The organism is Prevotella sp. HJM029 (assembly GCF_000599605.1).
Lineage (GTDB): Bacteria > Bacteroidota > Bacteroidia > Bacteroidales > Bacteroidaceae > Prevotella.
Window position 1 is genome coordinate 1 of sequence record NZ_KK082676.1, and the last position, 19,025, is coordinate 19,025.

At 42.1% G+C, this 19,025-nt stretch carries 20 protein-coding genes and 2 pseudogenes; 16 read left to right on the top strand and 6 right to left on the bottom strand.

From position 1 onward, the window contains the following. Window positions 1-613, bottom strand: a 613-nt coding sequence (locus X919_RS0112755) for a phage integrase SAM-like domain-containing protein (RefSeq protein WP_028900443.1), incomplete at its 3' end; no start/stop codon positions are given. Between the two features lie 794 nt (window positions 614-1,407). Between X919_RS0112755 and X919_RS0112765 the strand changes: the two genes are divergently transcribed. The 7 genes from X919_RS0112765 to X919_RS0112795 all read left to right on the top strand — a co-directional run bounded on the left by X919_RS0112765 (window position 1,408) and on the right by X919_RS0112795 (window position 7,241). Then, on the top strand, window positions 1,408-1,824 hold the full coding sequence (locus X919_RS0112765; protein WP_028900444.1) for a hypothetical protein: 417 nt from the start codon (window positions 1,408-1,410) through the stop codon (window positions 1,822-1,824). Between the two features lie 51 nt (window positions 1,825-1,875). Continuing rightward, the gene (locus tag X919_RS0112770) at window positions 1,876-2,274 is read left to right on the top strand and encodes a hypothetical protein (RefSeq protein WP_004352894.1); all 399 of its coding nucleotides are present in this window, start codon (window positions 1,876-1,878) and stop codon (window positions 2,272-2,274) included. After that, window positions 2,271-4,334, top strand: a complete 2,064-nt coding sequence (locus X919_RS0112775) for a bifunctional DNA primase/helicase (protein ID WP_028900445.1) — start codon at window positions 2,271-2,273, stop codon at window positions 4,332-4,334. The genes X919_RS0112770 and X919_RS0112775 overlap by 4 nt, the downstream gene beginning before the upstream one ends. Next, entirely contained in the window at window positions 4,322-4,630 is a 309-nt protein-coding gene (locus X919_RS0112780; RefSeq protein ID WP_028900446.1) for a helix-turn-helix domain-containing protein, read from the top strand. The genes X919_RS0112775 and X919_RS0112780 overlap by 13 nt, the downstream gene beginning before the upstream one ends. Before the next feature lie 166 nt (window positions 4,631-4,796). Beyond that, window positions 4,797-5,801, top strand: a complete 1,005-nt coding sequence (locus X919_RS0112785; protein WP_028900447.1) for a type IV toxin-antitoxin system AbiEi family antitoxin — start codon at window positions 4,797-4,799, stop codon at window positions 5,799-5,801. Then, entirely contained in the window at window positions 5,779-6,618 is an 840-nt protein-coding gene (locus X919_RS0112790) for a nucleotidyl transferase AbiEii/AbiGii toxin family protein (protein ID WP_004352877.1), read from the top strand. The genes X919_RS0112785 and X919_RS0112790 overlap by 23 nt, the downstream gene beginning before the upstream one ends. Next, window positions 6,615-7,241: a PP2C family protein-serine/threonine phosphatase gene (locus X919_RS0112795; RefSeq protein ID WP_028900448.1), complete on the top strand. Its 627-nt coding sequence runs from the start codon at window positions 6,615-6,617 to the stop codon at window positions 7,239-7,241. Before X919_RS0112790 ends, X919_RS0112795 begins: the two co-directional genes overlap by 4 nt. A gap of 53 nt (window positions 7,242-7,294) precedes the next feature. Here the strand turns inward: X919_RS0112795 and X919_RS0112800 are convergent, their stop codons facing one another. Beyond that, window positions 7,295-8,791, bottom strand: coding sequence for a helicase C-terminal domain-containing protein (locus X919_RS0112800; RefSeq protein ID WP_028900449.1), 1,497 nt, complete (start codon window positions 8,789-8,791; stop codon window positions 7,295-7,297). A gap of 290 nt (window positions 8,792-9,081) precedes the next feature. Between X919_RS0112800 and X919_RS0112805 the strand changes: the two genes are divergently transcribed. From X919_RS0112805 to X919_RS16265, 7 genes are all read left to right on the top strand, one after another. Continuing rightward, a complete protein-coding gene (locus tag X919_RS0112805) occupies window positions 9,082-10,302 on the top strand; it encodes a site-specific integrase (protein WP_028900450.1) in 1,221 nt (406 codons plus the stop codon). A 4-nt stretch (window positions 10,303-10,306) separates the two neighbouring features. Beyond that, on the top strand, window positions 10,307-11,575 hold the full coding sequence (locus tag X919_RS0112810; RefSeq protein ID WP_028900451.1) for a site-specific integrase: 1,269 nt from the start codon (window positions 10,307-10,309) through the stop codon (window positions 11,573-11,575). Between the two features lie 52 nt (window positions 11,576-11,627). Then, entirely contained in the window at window positions 11,628-12,095 is a 468-nt protein-coding gene (locus X919_RS0112815; RefSeq protein WP_028900452.1) for a DUF1896 domain-containing protein, read from the top strand. 910 nt (window positions 12,096-13,005) lie between these two features. Beyond that, complete coding sequence (locus tag X919_RS0112820; RefSeq protein ID WP_028900453.1) at window positions 13,006-13,275, top strand: helix-turn-helix domain-containing protein; 270 nt, start codon at window positions 13,006-13,008, stop codon at window positions 13,273-13,275. Between the two features lie 7 nt (window positions 13,276-13,282). Then, window positions 13,283-13,597 carry a helix-turn-helix domain-containing protein gene (locus X919_RS0112825; RefSeq protein WP_025001713.1) on the top strand — a complete coding sequence of 105 codons (315 nt, stop codon included), beginning with the start codon at window positions 13,283-13,285 and terminating at the stop codon, window positions 13,595-13,597. Next, window positions 13,585-14,091 (top strand): DUF3408 domain-containing protein, encoded by a 507-nt coding sequence (locus X919_RS0112830; RefSeq protein WP_028900454.1) that lies wholly within the window; start codon window positions 13,585-13,587, stop codon window positions 14,089-14,091. The genes X919_RS0112825 and X919_RS0112830 overlap by 13 nt, the downstream gene beginning before the upstream one ends. A 193-nt stretch (window positions 14,092-14,284) precedes the next feature. Beyond that, window positions 14,285-14,704: a plasmid mobilization protein gene (locus tag X919_RS16265; protein WP_081759475.1), complete on the top strand. Its 420-nt coding sequence runs from the start codon at window positions 14,285-14,287 to the stop codon at window positions 14,702-14,704. 5 nt (window positions 14,705-14,709) lie between these two features. Here X919_RS16265 and X919_RS17440 read toward each other — a convergent pair. After that, a pseudogene (locus tag X919_RS17440) lies at window positions 14,710-14,793 on the bottom strand (restriction endonuclease subunit S); the annotation flags it as partial. Window positions 14,794-15,275: 482 nt separating this feature from the next. Next, window positions 15,276-15,432: pseudogene (locus X919_RS17445) on the bottom strand (restriction endonuclease subunit S); the annotation flags it as partial. 289 nt (window positions 15,433-15,721) lie between these two features. Between X919_RS17445 and xerA the strand changes: the two are divergent. Both xerA and X919_RS15470 read left to right on the top strand, forming a co-directional pair. After that, on the top strand, window positions 15,722-16,714 hold the full coding sequence (gene xerA / locus X919_RS0112845) for a site-specific tyrosine recombinase/integron integrase (protein WP_028900457.1): 993 nt from the start codon (window positions 15,722-15,724) through the stop codon (window positions 16,712-16,714). Between the two features lie 58 nt (window positions 16,715-16,772). Beyond that, on the top strand, window positions 16,773-17,375 hold the full coding sequence (locus tag X919_RS15470) for a restriction endonuclease subunit S (protein ID WP_253270146.1): 603 nt from the start codon (window positions 16,773-16,775) through the stop codon (window positions 17,373-17,375). Here the strand turns inward: X919_RS15470 and X919_RS0112855 are convergent. Both X919_RS0112855 and X919_RS15475 read right to left on the bottom strand, forming a co-directional pair. Further along, a complete protein-coding gene (locus tag X919_RS0112855) occupies window positions 17,299-18,558 on the bottom strand; it encodes a restriction endonuclease subunit S (protein WP_028900458.1) in 1,260 nt (419 codons plus the stop codon). The two genes, X919_RS15470 and X919_RS0112855, sit on opposite strands and share 77 nt — an antisense overlap. Then, window positions 18,555-19,022, bottom strand: a complete 468-nt coding sequence (locus X919_RS15475) for a hypothetical protein (protein WP_051502539.1) — start codon at window positions 19,020-19,022, stop codon at window positions 18,555-18,557. Before X919_RS15475 ends, X919_RS0112855 begins: the two co-directional genes overlap by 4 nt. Window positions 19,023-19,025: the final 3 nt, after the last annotated feature.

Genomic DNA, 19,025 nt, shown 5'->3' on the forward strand with positions numbered 1-19,025 from the left:
GAAGATAACCACGTTTTTGCGCATAGATGGTTACAGTCTTGAGTGCCTTCATTTTCTTGACTGATGTGTTGTAAGCGCAACCAGCCATGGTACTCAGATATAACTCAAAGTCTTGTACCACGGATGGTGTGAATTCTGTCAGTCCAATATCCCTTCTTCCATATTTATGGATAAGGAACTCTGAGAAATGTCTTCTTAAAACACTGTACTTTTGCAAACTATCTTTGCTGATGGTGTGTCCGACACGCTGTCTGACATCTTCGTTGAACTTGTCGAATACTGGGAGAAAAGTCGTGTATTCCCTGTCTTTTCCTACAAAGAAAGAACGGATTCTTTCCAATGACAGGGACTCGTCGTCCTCAAATTTGTGATAGATGTTATTCAGTGTAGCAGAAATAGAGTCCAATGCGGCATTGGCGGATAAAGCTTCAGCCGTCCGACCTTTGAGCCGACTTGTGGCATTGTTCCATACTGTCTTGTCCACGAAGATTTTCGTAGATCCGAAATTTGCCATCTCTCCGTTAAGGAATACACGGAGCATTACAGGCGACTTTCCTTCTTTGTTCTCATAGTTTGAGCGTAGGTAGAAGGATACCTTGAAATTTGTTCTCATAATGCATCATTCTTTTGTGTAGCACTCGGCTGCAAAGTTAATATATAACATACTGAAACAGAAAGAATTGATGCCTTCAATTTGGTATTCAAAATCCCATCACTGCTACATTTTTTGCTGCTACAATTTTTGTGTAGCAGTTTATGTAGCAGAATTTGACCGAATGATGATTGTCAAAACATAGGGTTATGCCGTCAGGCAATGGAGGTATATACAAAGAAAAATCGTTGTAAAACCTTGATTTTACAACGATTATCTAATTTTTGAAGGCTAAAATGAAGACCCTTGTGAAGACCTTTTAAAGCCTATTAGCGGAGAGAGAGGAAAATGACCATTCCGCTGCAACTCCTTGTATCATAGTCTTTTATTTTTTTTTCCTTTTTAATTGTAGCCATATTGTAGCCACAACAGAGTATTTTGAGAGTACACGCAGATACTGCTACCCGAAATGCGCACTTGCATTTCTTGGGTTCAAAAGTACAAAAAAGTAGAACATCCTCCAAATTATTGTGGGAAAATGTTTTAGAAATCTTTTGGCTACAATTTTCAGTGCATGGTGCAAGTCTATATATATAGATAGACCTTGCACCATGCACTGACAGTCCCAAAGGTGTGATTGATATGGCAGGCTCAAGATTTTCGCCTACGCATTGGGCAACACGGCAACAAATAACGCATAATGTAAAAAATGCAAAATGGCAATACAATGCCAACAATGGCAATTTAATATTCTTTCTAAAGCCCTATTTGTCAGGAACTTTGCAGCATTATTTCTAACAAAAAGACGGATACATATGAAGACAAAGAAACAAAACTCCGGAAGGAACGTAAAATACTACGTTGTACTTCCGACGCTTGAAATCATGCTCTCCGCCTGCAAAAACTGCAAGCTAAGGGCAGACTATGCCGACATGGAATATTCCAACTTTATGAAACACTGCAAGATGCAGACCGACCTTCGTATCAACACTTATGCAAGATGTGCCGCAGCCTTCGATATGGATGTGCTGCTGATACATCTCCCAAAGGGAATGATCGATTCCATGATTGCAACCACGCCCCATAAAAGCCTTCGCTTCTCCACAATGGAGCAGGAAGATCTCACCGTTATTCTCAATCGGCTGTGCAAGCTGGACAGTAGAAGATTTAAGCAGCATCTTATGCAGTTATTGCACCAATTGGGGAAGGACTCTGAATTTCCAGACGGATGATAATCCACGGAGAGCAACAATTCAATCCTAAACTGAAAAGAGAAGTGGCATATGACAGAAGAAGACAATTTACAAAAGACGGTAATTGCAGAGTTACGCTCACTAAGGAACGACATGGAGCGGATAGCCGGCTTCATCGTGGAAATGAGACGCGACTATTCCGTTTTGGAGGATAAGATGGAACTCAGTTCCTCCGACGTCATCAGACTCTTGGGCATTTCGCGGGCATCCCTTGCCCGATGGAGGGATACCAACGCAATCCCGTTCAGATATGTGTCATGCAACCACGTTGCCTATCCGTTCAAGGGACTTTACGTCGCCGTCAAGAGCGGGCGTGCTTCATTCAAGGGTTTCAGACGAGTGGAAGCCCTACAACGGCTCAACGCCTACAAGGATGGTGTCCTTAAAGGATATATGGGTGATGGTCAAACTTTATTTGAGGAGCTATGAACATCAAAGAAGAAATACTAAGCCGAACCAACAAAGGACTGGATGTGTTCTGCTTCTATATGCCCATCGACTTTGTGCCAAAGCGCAATTTCCGAAATCCTTTGTATGACGACAGGCGTGCATCGTGCAATATCTATCTCGACAACAAGTCCGGCTGCTACCGAATGAAGGACTTTGGCAACGATGCCTACTCCGGCGACTGCTTTTGGTTTGCAGCCACAATGCTCGGACTGGACGTGAGAAAAGACTTTGTTAAGGTGCTTGAAACCATAAATCGGGACTTGCAGCTGAATATTTGCATTGAAAGGAAAGAACATAGTAATCCCCACACAATGATGATGAAGCCTTGCAAACCAACCTTAGTACAACCACCTAACCAGCTCAAGAAGATGGAAGGTAAAAAGTGGTACAAGCTAATTGAGCAATCTTTCAATGTCAAAGAACTAGACTATTGGGAGCAATATGGTATTGATACTAAGACTCTGCAACGTTTTCATGTAAAGTCGCTTGCTCGCTATGAGTCTGTCTCCAATCAGGGTAAGCCGTTTACACTTGGTTCAACACATGAAGATCCGATGTTTGCATACAGTATGGGGAAGTTTGTAAAAATCTATCGCCCTAAGAGTAAGCTGCGCTTTCTTTATGGGGGTGAGAAAGTGAACGACTATGTCTTTGGCTTCCAGCAGCTGCCCAGCAAAGGGGATGTTGTTTTCATCACAGGTGGGGAGAAAGACGTGCTTTCACTTTCGGCTCATGGTTTCAATGCCATCTGTTTCAACAGTGAGACGGCACAGATTCCTGAGAATATCATCGAGGGGTTACAGCTCCGCTTTAGACACATTATTATATTGTACGACTCCGATGAGACTGGCATAAGGGAAGCCAAACGGCAAACGGATGAGCTTGCCCAATATAAGGTCTTGAGTCTGACCTTGCCATTGCAGGGGGGTAAGTCGGAGAAGGATATATCGGACTTCTTTGCCTTGGGCAATGAAGCAAAGGACTTGAAAGTGCTTCTTAATGATATGTTCACCAATATGTATGCACAGACGATGATGATATTGCAATCTTGTGAGATAGACTACGATAATCCGCCAGACGCTTCAAAGTCGGTGGTGGCAGTAAATGGTGTTCCGCTTGGAACGCAGGACAATCTGTTTTGTATCACAGGTGGAGAAGGAACAGGAAAGAGTAACTATATTGCTGCTATCCTTGCCGGCACACTTGGTTCAGAAAGATTACAGGCAGAGCAAACCTTGGGATTGGAGGTAACCGCCAACCCCAAAGGTTTGGCCGTTCTTCACTATGATACGGAACAGTCCGAGGCACAACTCTATAAGAACTTGGAGAAGACGCTTCGCAGGGCTGGTATCAAGTCCGTGCCTGAGTTTTATCATTCTCTCTATTTGGCATCACTATCTCGCAAGGACAGACTGAAAATCATTCGTGAGAGTATGGACTTGTTTCATCACAAACACAGTGGAATTCATCTTGTGGTCATTGACGGTATAGCAGACCTGATACGCTCCGCCAACGACGAGACGGAGAGTATAGCCATCGTGGACGAACTCTATCGATTGGCAGGGATTTATAATACTTGCATTATTTGTGTCCTACATTTTGTACCTAACGGCATTAAACTCAGAGGGCATATAGGCTCGGAGCTGCAACGTAAGGCAGCCGGCATTCTCTCCATTGAGAAGGATGACAATCCTGAATACTCAGTCGTCAAGGCTCTGAAAGTGCGTGACGGCAGTCCGCTAGATGTGCCGATGATGCTCTTTGGCTGGGATAAGAAAGCCGATATGCACATTTATCGTGGGGAAAAGTCGAAGGAGGATAAAGAGAGACGTAAGACCGATGAGCTGTTGGCTGTTGTAAAGTCTGCATTCCGTGCCAAACTAAAGTTATCATATCAAGAGTTATGCGACGTGTTGATGCGAGAAATGGAAATTAAGGACCGAACGGCAAAGAAGTACATTGCCTATATGAAGGAGCAGCGTATCTTGTCGCAAGACACAAGTGGTAACTATCAAAAAGGAGAATTATGCCATACATAGACCCAAGAACCGAGGATACGTGGCAGAAACGCTTGTTTGAAAAGCTGATGACCGTTGAGAACAAACTTGACCGCCTGCTGGTTTTGCAAGAGCAATTTGTCGATACGACCGTACACCCTCCATTGAAACCCGAATACTTGGACATTATTGATGTATCCAAGATACTCAAAGTAGAGCAGAAAACCATCTATAATTGGGTATGGGCAGGAAAAATACCCTATCTTAAAGCCAATGGACGGCTTCTTTTCCTGCGTGAAGAGATAGACGAGATGTTGCGCAAACGGGGTGATTGGTAAGACCTTATCGTATGTTTTCACTCGGTATTTGCTGTTCAATGTTTTTTATTGTTCATTATTATTGAACGATCATGATTTATTGAACAGAAAATTTGGAACTATCGTATTTGTTCATTATCTTTGCATTGTTCAATAGAATTGAACAGATTTCGAATAATGAACAAATATGAGTGAATTACTTATTATTGAACAAGCAGTAAATGCTATGAAGTTACAATGGTCAGAAAGTAACGAAAGCATTACATACGATTTTATTCCACAAGAAAACCCTATGATTAAGGGACAAATAAAAATCTTGGGGATAAATTTTCTTTGCTTAATTGAAAACGAGGTGAACGGTGTTAATGTAACTCGTATCAAAGATACCATAAAAAACTGTCCTGATTTGCAGGCAATCCCTTTTTTGGTAGTAGCACGATATGTGCAACCCATGGTCTATGAAACTTTGAGAACGGCTGGCATCAACTTTGCCGATACCGCAGGAAACTATCAAATTCGGCATACAAAAGGCAAGGGCATCATATTTCAACTCTCTCATACAGGCGAAAAAGCACCTACAACGCTTAACAAGAGTTATCCTATATTTCAAGAGGCAGGACTAAAGGTCATTTTCTTTTTGCTACAAGATGATAATAACATAAATAAGACTTTCCGAGAAATTAAGGAACAATGTGCGGTTTCTTTGGGTACCGTAAAAAATGTACTTGATGAATTAGAGGATCGTAAATTTGTTCTCACAACCAAGAAAAAACGCACTTTAAGGGATAAGCGTCGATTGCTTGACTTGTGGGTGGAGAATTACCATCAAGTACTTAAGCCTAAATTGCTGATTAAGCGTTTGGGGTTCAGAGACGCAAAGAGCAAAGAGCAATGGGATAAGATAACCTTGCCTGAAGGGATGTACTGGGGCGGAGAATGTGCAGCTTATCAAATTGATGGGTATTTAACACCACAGAAATTTGAGATTTACACAGATTTAGCTTTCGGCAACCTGATGAAAACTGGTGCCGTGCATACCATTGAGGGAGAAATAGTAATGTATCAAAAATTCTGGAAAGCCGGCAAGATGCCTGCAATCCTTATTTATGCGGACCTGTTAGGCGATGGAAACAGCCGTTCCATAGAAGCTGCAAACAAATTATTGAACGATGAACTTCCAGATTTCAAGTGATAAAATAGGCAATCCTCTTTTGATAGAATTGCTAAGCGTAGTCAATGAATGTTTCAAAGAAGTTGGACAAGACTTCTTTGTCATAGGTGCAACAGCCCGGGATATATTGATTCGACAGTTAGTAGGAATAAGTTCTGGTCGAAAGACAAGAGACTTGGATCTCGCTATTGCCATTCCTAACTGGAAAGCCTTTGACGATATTACGCAGACACTTTTATCGCATGGATTTACAAAAGAAGAGAAAATGTATCAGCGGTTTTATTATGGGGCTTACGAAATGGACGTCGTACCATACGGTGATATTACAAAGGAAGATGGCTACATTTACTGGCCACCGGAAGAAGACATTGCCATGTCGGTTAAAGGCTTTGAGGAAGTGCTGAAAGATGCCATAACCGTAAGCATTGATAATAAATTCGACATCAAGATAGCATCGCTACATGGACTCTTCATCCTCAAACTCAATGCTTGGCTGGATCGCAATATCCAAACAAGCAAAGATGCGGATGACATGGGCTTTATCATAGATAACTATTTTTTTGCCAACTTAAACCGAAATGTTTATCAAGAAGTATATGATTGGGAGGACTTTGACGAGTTTGTTGTTGGTGCATATTGGCTTGCCAATGATATTGTCAACTTTTTACCCATAGAGCATTTAGCCTATTATGGGCAATGCTTACAGGAGGAAATCGAAAAAGAGGAGGATAGCCGACTCCTTCAACAAGTGCTTGACAGTAACGCTGCTTTTCAATATGAGCAAATTCTTCAAGCTTTCAAAAAAATGATAGAGGTGTTTAATAAGAATCTTCGATGAATATACAGATTGAGTTTCAAAGTATCGTTGCTGGCGAAAAGAATGGCGACTTTGTCCTACATGAAGAACTAGTTGGTGGAACATTAGTGCTACTTGCCGATGGCATGGGAGGATTGTCCTTTCCCGAACAAGCTGCCAAAACAGTTTGTGAGGCTGTACGCTATTATTTTGTGAACAATGAAGTGTCCAATCCGCTTGACTTGATTAGACGGAGCATTGAGTATGCCGATAATGTTCTGGGTGAATTATGTTACCAAAAGAAATCCAAGATGGGAGCTGCACTTACTCTTATGTACATCACTAATATGCAACTATATTACACCTCATTGGGTGATGTCCGATTATATCATAAAAGCATTGATGGAACAATTACGCAACTTACGACGGATGATGTCGTGTGCATAGAGAATGAGTATTATCTCACAGTCTGTATTAACGGCAAAGGATTTAGGAATCCGATAGAAGTGCAAAATATACCCGTGAAAATTGGCGACGGCTTTCTTCTTTGCAGCGATGGCTTTTATAAATGCCATCATATAAATGCTTATCTGCAAAACAAGGAATTGCCACCCTTGCAACATAGAAAAGATGATTGCTCCATAATAAAGGTGGATATTAGATAAAGCAATTAGACTTGGCAATAAAGATTGTCAAGTCTAATTGCTTATACTTACACTTAAAGTCTCCATTTAGGGCGGATGCTTTGATAGTGATTGTCTTCTTCCTTTTCTTGTGTCTGAGTGGTACTACTCTTCATTGTCGTGGAATTTTCATTATTGGATATGTCCCTTTCCTCCTCCTTATCCTCTTTGTTATCCGTAATCGTCAAGGCAATCTTTCTGTCCAGCTCTGCCGACTGCCCTTTGAGCGAGCGAAGCTCTTCTTCTTTCTTCCACGTTTCATTAGCAATAGCAGTGTAAATTTCCTTATTGGCAGCAACCTTCTCTTTCTCCTTTTCGTGCGATTCTATCACCTTGGGGATGCGCCCCAAAGCACCCAAGAAATTCTCACACGCAAGTTTCGGATCCGTAGCCAACTTACCATTATTATAGGTATAGAAAATACTCTCCTTCCCTTTAACAAAGAAACGATTTACGGAGCAGTCAAACAAATCCTTTGAGGTACTTTCCGTCTTCACCATGATGGAGAAGCCATAAATCTCACCGATTTTATTATACTCACCTTTGGTGCGTGCCTTGTCGTTAATCTCCTGCAGGCGTGCGGCAATGACCTTGGTGTCCGTACTGCCCTCCACACCTTTTATGACAAGTTTATTGATAGGATTGCCGTCCTTATCACGCTCGACACGCTTCTCAAAGCATGCCAAGTCCGCCTTGGCTTCCTTAATCTTGTCCGAATGAAAAGATACGGAACTGTCAATCTCCGCCAACTTTCCCGTTGCGGCATCACGCTCACGGAGGAAGTTCTTACGCTCGGATTCCAGCGTGGCAATCTTCTTGTCGAGTTTGGCTTTCTCTAACAAGTCTGTATTACCAGATAGCACGGCAACATACTCTGAAAAGTTCATACCGCTATCCTCGTCCATCGAACCCTCGTCAATGGTACGACTACCGAGAGTATTGGTCTTCAACTGATTGATAAACAATTGCTTGTTATGTAGTAGGTTGAACTTATAACTGTCCAACGACCGCTCCACGGCATAGATAATCACATCGACCTTGTTCTCCGCAAATTCTTTGGCAACCATATTGCCTTTACGGATTGCCCGCCCGTTGCGCTGCTCCAAGTCCGATGGTCGCCAAGGTGTGTCCAAATGATGGATAGCTACGGCACGCTGCTGTGCATTCACACCGGTACCCAACATGGACGTAGAACCGAAGATGATGCGGATGTCTCCACGGTTCATGGCATCCACCATCGCTTTCTTTGCCTTCTCGTTCTTACATTCCTGAATGAAGCGTATCTCGTATGCGGGGATATGATAGTCCTCCACCAGCTTTCTCTTGATTTCCGAATAGACATTCCATTCGCCAGGCTTGTAAGTACCCAAGTCAGAGAAAACAAACTGTGTACCTTTCTGTGTATCGTACTTTTGGTAATAGTCATTGAGCAGCTTCGCGCAATGGCTTGCCTTGTTGTCGATATGATCTGAGTACCCATTTTCATCTATCATGCGTAAATCAAGGCTCATCTTGCGGGCATAATCAGTCATTAAGGATTAAGGGAAATAGGGGGAAACGCAAGGAATGTAACTATTTGGAATATCATCATTTAGCATTTTCTTACTATTTTGAGGCTAAGCAAGAACGAGCATCAAACGGCAGGAGTTCTGTTACCAAATCGTAACCCATCAGGGAAAAAGCAAAAAGGGGTTATGAATTGAAGCTAAACAACTGTTTCATAGGTTTTTATTCATTATCTTTCATTTTTCTGCATCGCTCAGGAATACTTGTTCATCTGTACCTTTGCAAGCAAAGGAAATTTAGAAAAAACGACAGAAAAATGAAGGAAAACAAACTGAAAGTATCGTTCTTCGTTCAGGCGAAACGAACCGACAAGAAAGGACTTGTGCCTGTCATTGGGCGAATCTCCGTTGGCAGAACCCATTCGGGCTTCTCCACCAAGTATAAGACCCCGCTCGCTCTTTGGGACAGCCGTAAGCAACGGCTCATCGGTAAGAGCAGCATGGCTGTGTCCGTCAATCAGAAACTCGGCGAATGCACCGCACTTATCCACGCACGCTTTCACGAACTCAGTGAAAGGAAAGAAACTTTCACAGCCACAGACGTGAGGGATGCCTATCAGGGGCAAATCCACTGTCAAGCCTTGCTCTTGGAGAGTTTCGGGGAGTATCTCACACAGACAAAGGAGCGCATAGGCATTGATAGAGCTTTAAAGACGTTCAAACTCCGTACCTACCAGCTCTCCCTGCTTCGTGAGTATGTGCAGAAGAAGCACAAGGTAAGCGACGTTCCCCTTTCACAGCTGGACAAAGCCTTTATCGAAGGCTTCGAGTATTATCTCACTATTGATCGCAAACTGAAACGCAGCAGCATATCGAGTACCGTGTCTACTTTGCAGACCATCGTCCGCATGGCGGTGAAGAAAGGTGTGCTGGACTTCTATCCGTTCTTGGGCTACAGTTACGAGCGACCAAAAGGCGAACCGAGAAGCATTACGCAGGAAGAACTTGAGCACATCATCGACTTGGAGATTAAATCGGAGAACTACCGCATTGTCCGTGATTTGTTCGTCTTCTCCTGCTTTTCAGGACTGGCTATCTCTGACGTGCGCAATCTCAGAGAGGAAAACATCGTCCTTGAAGAGGGTGAACTCTGCATCAAGGGCAGACGCATGAAGACAAAGACTCCGTATCGTGTACAAGTACTTCCCCCTGCTTGGGCGATAATGGAGCGGTACAGGGGAAAGCGTGCAGGCTTTGTCTTTGACGTGCCGACTACCGACATTATCCTCAATGGCATGCACCACATACAGAGAAACATCGGGATGAAAACTCCGCTGACCTTTCACATGGCTCGCCACACCTTTGCATCGCTCATCACACTCTCGGCAGGTGTACCTATAGAAACGGTGAGCCGTATGCTCGGACACACAAATTTGAGAACAACACAAATCTATGCAGTTGTTTCCTCCGAGAGAATCCATCGGGATATGCAGAAAGTACAACAACGCATACAAGATACATTCACCTTAAAACTTTGAAATCATGGCACGAAGCACATTCAAGACACTCTTTTATATCAACCGTTCCAAAGAAAAGAAGAACGGCAAATGCCCGATTATGGGACGCTTCACCATAGATGGTGAGCAGGTGCAATACAGCACGGGCAAGGAAATCGCTCCCGAACTTTGGGACAGCCATAAGGGACGATGCAAGGGAACAGTCGAAGAAACAAAAGAAATCAACCGCTATTTACAAAGCAAAGAGGAACAAGCCAAAGCGAAGTATCAAGAATTAGTTTGGCAACGTGGCTATATCACTGCCGAGTTGTTGAAACGTGAACTCATGGAAGAGGACAATCCCAAAGGTTTTCTTTTGGAGGAAGCCCAACTATTTATAGAGGAAAAGCGTCCTTGTGTGGGAATAACGGTAGCCAAGCCGACCTTCACCAACTACATCTATGCTACCCAACTCATAGAGGGTTATCTGCGTGAACGCTTAGGCCAGGAAGATATTCGATACGCACAATTGGACTATGCCTTTATCGAGGGATTGGACTTCTACCTTAAATCAGAGCGCAACCTTTCTCTTGCCACTATTCAGGTAGCGGTCATCTTCCTTAGAAAACTCATCGGCATAGGTCAGCAGAAGAAGTATATCCGCATCGATCCGTTTGCAGACTACAAAGCAGAACTTCCACACCGCACAAGGCGTTATCTCACTACGGAGGAGCTGCAACGAGTATTACAAACGCCCATCATTGACAAGCAATTTGAGCGAGCAAGGCAACTATTCCTTTTCTGTGCCTTCACCGGTTTGGCTCGTGTGGACATGCAACGGCTCAAACCGAAGCATATCATCTATAATGCTGACAGCACGGAGGAAATCCGCATCAAAAGGCAGAAAACCAATGTGGAAGCCATCATTCCACTCCTGCCCATTGCCAAGCAAATCCTTTCGCTCTATATCAAGGATAAGAAAGCGGACGACTTGATATTCCCCAATCTCACAATAAGGAAAGCATCCTTTGCGTGTGTGAGCATCGGGCAGATATGCCGGATAGATAAGGGCTTGACCTTTCACATGGCTCGCCACACATTCTCAACCACGATTTGCCTTTCCAATGGTATTTCGATGGAAACGCTCAGCAAGATACTCGGACACAGCAATATAGGTACGACACAAATCTACGGAAAGATAACCGACCACAAGATACAGGAGGATATGACTGCACTCACTCATAGGGAGCATACTGTATTTGAGGGTTATTGTGAGTCAATAGCACGGCAGAACGTTCCATTGCAACAAGCATAAAAAGGAAGTAATTACCAAACATTTATTATTCACGATTGAAAACCAAACGATTATGAAAGAGAACAACAAACAGGAACTTTCTTACTTTCGATTGAAATTAAGAAGTTATATGAGTGAGCATCACCCCGAAAAATTGCACGACACGGAGTTTATCACCGCTCGGGCTGATATGGCTCTTACCACCTACTGCGATGCTGTAGTGCAGGGATTCACGCACCCCGAAGCGGAGAGCATAGCAAGTGAGGTATTGTATCAAGGTTTGCACTTTTCCAAGTACGACACGCTTGTTTCTGTCTTGGAAAACGAGTTTGAGAGGGAACTGCCTGCACCACTCCCTGAGAAGCTTGCACCCATATTGTTGTCGAACAAGGCTGTTCAAGCCACATTCGACAAGTTCGGTTTGACGGACATATTTGCTTCTGACGAGCAATACGGCCGTCTTTACACCGAACTCACAGGCACGATAGTGCTGCTTACCAAGAGCAATCATTTGCCAATAATCGGTCAGACGGAGGGGTAAGTCCAAAGGCGTTGTAAGCAAAGGCACACGCAAAGTCCCTGATGCCGTTTCTTATCGTGCAAAGGTACAACGGTAGCCTATCTGCCCTGACAAGGTCGAGTCCTGCGGATGGAGAGAAGAATCTCCACCGCAGGATTTTTCTTTTTTTATGGCTGTATCGCAATTCCCAATATCCGTGCGGTCGTATTCATCTCTCCCAACCTTGCAGGGCAGGGCTGCCGTAGAGAGCATAGGCACGACAAGAATACGGCATACTCAGGCTCTTTGGACGCAAGGCGTAACAACCAACAACAGATAGGAATAACGATAGTATTGTCAATCTGTTGTTTGTACAATTTGTTGTCCTGACTATCTGTTGTCAAAACTATCTGTTGTCATGACTATCTATTGTCAAAACTATATATCATCAAAATAATCTATCGATAAAACTATCTATCGACACTTCGACATCTCGGTTTGTCGAACTATCAAATTATCGATAAAACAACAAAATAATAAAAGGAACGAGCCGGCACCTCTTCTCATTACCGCAATCATACCATCTTATACAGAACATAAGAGTTTTTCAGCGACGACTCCAAATCTGATAGAGAAAGTTACCAGCCTTTGCGCTTAAATCTTATGAGCTTTCTATGAAAAGTTTATGAGCTTTCTATGAAAAGCTTATAAGCAATCTATAAAAAGCTTATAAGTAATTTACAAAAAGCTTAGGAGCTTTTTGGTGAAAGCTTAGGAGCTTTTCTGACTAACAGACTAACTTCTCTTCTCTTCCTTCTATATCCTTGCTTTTCTGCGTTGCTTTGTTCAATGTAGTTCTACGCTTACCTTTGCACACAACAATAGTGGCAACAGACTGTATATGAGTTTGTTTGCCGAGTAACAATAAAGTAATCAAAACAAAATTAAGGCAATGAAACTCATTATCATCGACCGCAAAGCGTGGGAGCGACACCACTCCGAATTTGCAGACTTTATCCACAGTATCGAACAACTCATCGGCAATCCGCCCGAAACAGACGAATGGCTTGACAACGAAGCCGTGTGCAAACGTTTGGACATCAGCAAGCGTACCCTACAATCATACAGAGATACGGGAAAAATCCCTTTCTCAATGATTGGACACAAGTGCTATTACAAGGAGAGCGACATCACGGAGTTACTGAACGCAAACAATGAATGAATGAACTATGGCGGAGAATGAAATCATTACGCAGGAAGACCCTCAGATGCAGTTGTTTGCACAACTGATGGAGGGCATCTTAAAGAAACTGGAGCGGTATTGCGTCACAGCCCGTCCGATGTTGGGCGGAGAAGTTTATCTTACAGGCGAAGAAGTTTGTAAACTCTTACGGCTGAGTACCCGTACACTTCAGGACTATCGGGACAACGGTACGATTGCCTACTGTAAAATCGGCGGCAAGATACTCTATAGGCAGAGCGACATACAAGCCATGCTCGAAAGACATTATTACCCAATACACAAGAAGCCATGCCGACCATAGATGAAAAGAGAAAAGCCGTTTTAGAGCAAGCCATCAGAGATATGGGAAATTATGGCGTAAAACTCCGCAAGCCCGAGGAATTGCCCGATTTTGACCAGCCCGTAGATTATGAAGAGGAAAAGAAAAGATTTGAGCCTGTTAAAGTTGAGGAACAAAATGACGAGGAGAGTCACAAGGACTATTCTCAACCGTCCTATCAAGAAACAGAGTTGTCACCAACGGAAAAGGCTACTTCTACCGAAGAGAATCATCAACGAATGGGGAAAACAAGGGACAGGAAGCAATTATCCGAGTTTCAGGGGAAATATCTCCAACCCTTTCGCAACAGCCACCGCAAAGCCGTGTATGTATCAGAGGAAACTCAACGAAAGTTGGACTTCGTGGTAAGGAAAATCGGTGAGCAGGGAGCAAGCGTTTCAGGATATGTGGAGCAGGTGCTTCGAGAACATCTCGACCAATACAAAGATGATGTGGAAAGATGGCGGAAACTCTGAAGTACTGCATTCCTCGAATGCAAGCCTACGCTGAGTTACTGTATTCAGTGAATGCAGTAACACGGCATGGGCTTATAATCCCATTTTCTACATCAGCAAGGTGTGTCTTTGTACCACAAACTGCCGTTTGTACCACAAAGACCCTTGCCCCAAATGGGGGATTAAATCACTCCAAAGTCGTGATTAGAAAACAATGAAAAAGCAGAAACAAAAGAATCCAGACGGCAGATGTGCCACCTGCCCACGATGGGACAGATGGCACATCAGGATACCTAAATCTGAAGACCAGCAGAAGCTTATCAGACTCTACCGCAAGTCGGGAGCAAAGACGAAAAGTGATTTTGTCCGAGCAAGACTTTTAGGTGAAGCCTTTAAGGTCATCACCCAAGACCCTGCAAAGAAGCCTTACTTGGAGAAACTCTCCGAAATCGTCTCCATGACTCATAAGATAGGCATGCTGTACAACGAAGCCGTGAAAGCCCTCAATACTTATCATTCTGTCGCCACTGCTCAACGAATACTGGATAAACTCGAAATCTATTCCCAAACTCTCATCAGACTGCAACAACAAACTGTGCAATTGACAGAATTGTTTGAAAGAAGACAGAACTGAAAGGCTGATAAATCAGAATTTACCAACACCTGACCGTTCATCAGAAGTGGCAAAAGCTCATCACGCTGCTTAATCAATTTTGCTATTTCTAATTCATTTTTGGTAACAGAGTCTATAATTGGACAAATACGCTTACTATAAATAATATCCAACTGATTTCTGGGTTTAAAAGTTTTATATATTTTAGCTGATTCCCAACTTAAAACAGGCTGTTCTGAACCATATGAATGTCTTGTTGCATATTCAATGAAAGCATCATCATTAACTATTTGATAAGCATATTCCAATAGTGCTTTGTTTTTTGGGTTTAGGATGATAACAGTATCTCTTGTAACACCGTCAAATGCGGCTATACAAACTTTATGGAAATACACTCTTCTATTTGATAGGAGAATCTGTTTTTTTCTAAATCTACAAAGACCACTTACTGCATTTTCTATTGGTGAACATTCATTGAAACTCATTCTTCGTCTCGGAAGAACTTCTATCGGTGCGTATTTGCAGCTTGCACCAAGATTGTTAGCAAATACTTTTTCTGTATAAATATTTAAGTATTCTGATAAATTAACGACATCCCAGTCATGGGGTATCTCTCTATGGAGTTTTTCATTCCATACCATTTTTCCACCGCTTGACTTATATGGTTTGCCTTCCTCATTCGGAAAATCAAACTGCACAAACCAATAGTCATAGAGTTGCTTTGCCATCGCCTCTAAATTCTGATTTAGCAGCTATTTTCAACTTTCGTCTCGCTAAGAGACTATTTATTCACAGATGGGCATATTCCCATAAAATTAAAAGTATTACAACCATGAAGTACAAGTCTATCAGAACGAGATTGGTCAAAATCATTTGCGCATGTTGCGGACACGAGTTCTATGCAGAAACAGGTATCTATTTCTGCCCTGAATGCGAAGAGCATTGGAACAATGGCTAATTAAGAAAGCGCAAGAGGGGGCAATCTGACCTCTCTTGCTTATATTCTATATTATAATATCATCAATTATTTATAGAATTATGAAAGAAAACATCATTCAGGCAATAGTTGCGAAAATGCAGCGTGACTTGGACTGCCGACAGATGGTACGGCTTAAAGCGGTACTGGCATCAGAACTGCATAATGTGGAAATCATCGAAAAGGAGGATTGCATCATCCAGCAAGCACAAGAGAACGAGCATCTACTAAACTCATTTATTTCTGCAAAGAAGATAGAGGGGTGTTCGGATAAAACTCTGGCATACTATCGCAATACTATTGAGCGATTACTACTTACGCTTTCTGTGACAATTTGCCATATTACTACAAGTGACATTCGTACATATCTGTCTAGTTATCAAGAAGAACATTTGTCCAGCAAAGTGACCATTGACAATATGAGACGTATCTTTTCCAGTTTCTTTTCTTGGTTGGAAGATGAAGATTATATTGCTAAAAGCCCCGTTAGGCGCATCCACAAGGTAAAAACGGATTCTCTTGTGAAAGAGGTACTTTCGGACGAGCAACTTGAGCAACTTCGGGATAGTTGTACTAACAAACGAGACCTTGCTCTTATAGACATTCTTTCATCTACAGGCATTCGTGTGGGAGAATTGGTAAAGCTGAATCGTGAAGACATTGATTTCTATGAACGGCAATGTGTGGTGTTCGGTAAAGGTAACAAAGAACGTGTCGTTTATTTCAATGCCCGAACTAAACTACATTTACAACAATACCTTGATGAGCGTACGGATGATAATCCTGCCTTATTTGTTTCCCTCAATTCACCTTATGCTCGCTTAACAATTAGCGGAGTAGAAGTAAGAATCAGAAAATTGGGGCAGTCCCTTTCTATGCCAAAGGTTCATCCACATAAGTTCCGTCGTACTCTTGCTACAATGGCAATAGACAAAGGTATGCCAATTGAACAAGTGCAACGCCTGCTTGGTCATGTGCGTATTGACACCACACTTCAGTATGCCATTGTGAACCAAAACAATGTAAAGTTGGCTCATAAGAAATACTTGGGATAAATAATCATGTTGGATTCTGCCTGAAAATGCGTAACTTTGCATCCAAATTAGGATGCAAATGGAAAAATACAACTTGGGAAACATCGCCACTGTTGAAATCAGTGGAGTAGATAAGAAGATAAAAGACGGAGAGAAAGAAGTCCGTCTCTGTAACTTTGTTGATGTCTATTACAACTGGGCTATTACCACGGCTCAGTACAATGGATTTATGCTTGCGACTGCTCGTCCCAACGAGATTTCCAAGTTCCAACTGAAAAAAGGTCAAGTAGCATTAACTAAGGATAGTGAAACCCGTGATGACATAGGCACTCCTACTTATATTGCAGATAATTTTGAAGACGTTATATTGGCTTATCATTGCGCCCTGATTACTCCAAACAAAGATCTTTTAGATGGACGTTATCTGAATGCACTTCTGCACACAGACTATGCAAAGAAATATTTCGCTTGCAATGCCTCTGGAAGCGGTCAACGCTATGCGTTATCCGTTGAAGTACTCAGTTCGTTTCCAGTTCCTATGATTCCATTACGTGAACAAGAACGAATTGGCGAAATATTCTCTGCAATAGATAAGAAAATTGAACTCAATCATCGGATAAATCAGAATTTACCGACACCTGACCGTTCATCAAAAGAGGAAGAAGCTTGTCACGTAGCTTAGCCAGCGAAAGTATCTCTTTCTTATTCCTAATAATCAACGAAAGCAATACATCAAGTGTCTTCCGTGAATTGAAGTTCATTGTGTTTATAGATAGTATAAGATACAATCCTTTCATATCCTTATCTGAAAGATGCCCAACGGTTGAACCTTTGGCACTCTGCTCCTTTGCCTTGATAAAGGGACTTATACCATGCAAGATTTGAATTGAAGAAATGTCAGAATCACCATATGGTCGCAATCTCACGCATCGTTGATTAAGATATGCCTCATTATTATGCCAGAAGTTTATATGGAAATTACCGTCCATTCCGACGAGGACATCACCTTCATTCAAACGGTATTTTTCATCTGTGTCTTCAAGAGAGTATGCGGAAGTCGTACCCTCAAGTATGTCTCTAATACGAACAACTGGAACATTTGTTATTTCCTCTGTAAATTGTTCAGTGGCAAAAGGGAATCCATATTGTACACTAATTGCTTCAAAAAGGGGCAATACTTCCCATCCTTCTGGTATTTCTCGCTTCAACTTCTCATTCCACACCATCTTTCCACCGCTGGACTTATATGGCTTACCCTTAGCGTTGGGGAAGTCAAACTGCACGAACCAATAGTCGTAAAGCTGCTTTGCCACCGCCTCTAAATTCTGATTTATCGCACGATTGATTTCGATTTTGCAGTCAATATCAAATAAGAAATTTCCTATTTTCTTTTGCTCCACCAAAGAAGGTATCCATACGGTGCAATCTTTTATTTTATCAGGTGAGGTATGTCTAATTTTGGTTTGTTGGGCGGCTGCATTTAGTTGTTGCTTTACTATATTTGAGGAAATGAGATAATGGGCAAACTTCTTATCAAGCAGTTCTTCCTTACAAGCAATCTTGGCAATATCCTGGCTTTGAATGTATTTCCCACTTTCAGGAATCCAAGCGGTAGAACCAAGCAAGCCGATAGCTTGTTCGGTTAGTGGAGTTATCAAATCTCCCTTTTCAAGTAGAAAATCCTCCTTGAACTCTCCTGCATAATACAGATTATCCTTAGAAGTGTTCTCCTTAAAGCAGTTGTTACGATAGTCAAAGTTACCACAGGTCAGGCGAATATATTTGCCCGATGCAACATAATAATTACCGTTAAGGCTTGCGCCTCTTGTTACCTCTATCAATTCTCCAAGTTTATATTTCTTCATTTTATATAGCTTAGATATGTTACGACAAGAGTTACAAAAGAAATCAAAAAAGCAAATATTGATACGATAATACTACGGAATGCTATTTTCCTTGAATATTTTGCTTCAAGAAGTGATGCATATATAGAGTGATACTGCTGGCTTTTATAGACAGAGTATCCATGTTCCGTTAGTGTAAACTCTTGTTTGTCCTGATTGAAAGAGACTAATTCTAACCAAATCATTTCATGAAGCCATAAATCTATTTGAACAGCAGGAACTGTCCACATATAGTCGTAAGTAGCCCGTTTATTTAGCCACTCACGAACAGTCATATAAGAAACCGCATCTTTAGCCCATAGAAATTTAGAGGTAACTAAATAATCTAACGTGGTTGTTATTATGTGATATTTAACGCAATTGTCAACAAGTTTACGTTTTTCTTGTTTTTGTAGTTTATTTAATGATGGGAATTTATCATCCATAAT

What these genes read in the sequence shown, in the direction of transcription:
- X919_RS0112770 (WP_004352894.1), top strand. Translation starts at nt 1,876, where the DNA reads ATGACAGAAGAAGACAATTTACAAAAGACGGTAATTGCAGAGTTACGC.
- X919_RS0112855 (WP_028900458.1), bottom strand. Translation starts at nt 18,558, where the DNA reads ATGAAGAAATATAAACTTGGAGAATTGATAGAGGTAACAAGAGGCGCA.
- X919_RS0112815 (WP_028900452.1), top strand. Translation starts at nt 11,628, where the DNA reads ATGAAAGAGAACAACAAACAGGAACTTTCTTACTTTCGATTGAAATTA.
- X919_RS0112820 (WP_028900453.1), top strand. Translation starts at nt 13,006, where the DNA reads ATGAAACTCATTATCATCGACCGCAAAGCGTGGGAGCGACACCACTCC.
- X919_RS15470 (WP_253270146.1), top strand. Translation starts at nt 16,773, where the DNA reads ATGGAAAAATACAACTTGGGAAACATCGCCACTGTTGAAATCAGTGGA.
- xerA (WP_028900457.1), top strand. Translation starts at nt 15,722, where the DNA reads ATGAAAGAAAACATCATTCAGGCAATAGTTGCGAAAATGCAGCGTGAC.
- X919_RS0112780 (WP_028900446.1), top strand. Translation starts at nt 4,322, where the DNA reads ATGCCATACATAGACCCAAGAACCGAGGATACGTGGCAGAAACGCTTG.
- X919_RS16265 (WP_081759475.1), top strand. Translation starts at nt 14,285, where the DNA reads ATGAAAAAGCAGAAACAAAAGAATCCAGACGGCAGATGTGCCACCTGC.
- X919_RS0112795 (WP_028900448.1), top strand. Translation starts at nt 6,615, where the DNA reads ATGAATATACAGATTGAGTTTCAAAGTATCGTTGCTGGCGAAAAGAAT.
- X919_RS0112810 (WP_028900451.1), top strand. Translation starts at nt 10,307, where the DNA reads ATGGCACGAAGCACATTCAAGACACTCTTTTATATCAACCGTTCCAAA.
- X919_RS0112800 (WP_028900449.1), bottom strand. Translation starts at nt 8,791, where the DNA reads ATGACTGATTATGCCCGCAAGATGAGCCTTGATTTACGCATGATAGAT.
- X919_RS0112775 (WP_028900445.1), top strand. Translation starts at nt 2,271, where the DNA reads ATGAACATCAAAGAAGAAATACTAAGCCGAACCAACAAAGGACTGGAT.
- X919_RS15475 (WP_051502539.1), bottom strand. Translation starts at nt 19,022, where the DNA reads ATGGATGATAAATTCCCATCATTAAATAAACTACAAAAACAAGAAAAA.
- X919_RS0112785 (WP_028900447.1), top strand. Translation starts at nt 4,797, where the DNA reads ATGAGTGAATTACTTATTATTGAACAAGCAGTAAATGCTATGAAGTTA.
- X919_RS0112830 (WP_028900454.1), top strand. Translation starts at nt 13,585, where the DNA reads ATGCCGACCATAGATGAAAAGAGAAAAGCCGTTTTAGAGCAAGCCATC.
- X919_RS0112765 (WP_028900444.1), top strand. Translation starts at nt 1,408, where the DNA reads ATGAAGACAAAGAAACAAAACTCCGGAAGGAACGTAAAATACTACGTT.
- X919_RS0112805 (WP_028900450.1), top strand. Translation starts at nt 9,082, where the DNA reads ATGAAGGAAAACAAACTGAAAGTATCGTTCTTCGTTCAGGCGAAACGA.
- X919_RS0112825 (WP_025001713.1), top strand. Translation starts at nt 13,283, where the DNA reads ATGGCGGAGAATGAAATCATTACGCAGGAAGACCCTCAGATGCAGTTG.
- X919_RS0112790 (WP_004352877.1), top strand. Translation starts at nt 5,779, where the DNA reads ATGAACTTCCAGATTTCAAGTGATAAAATAGGCAATCCTCTTTTGATA.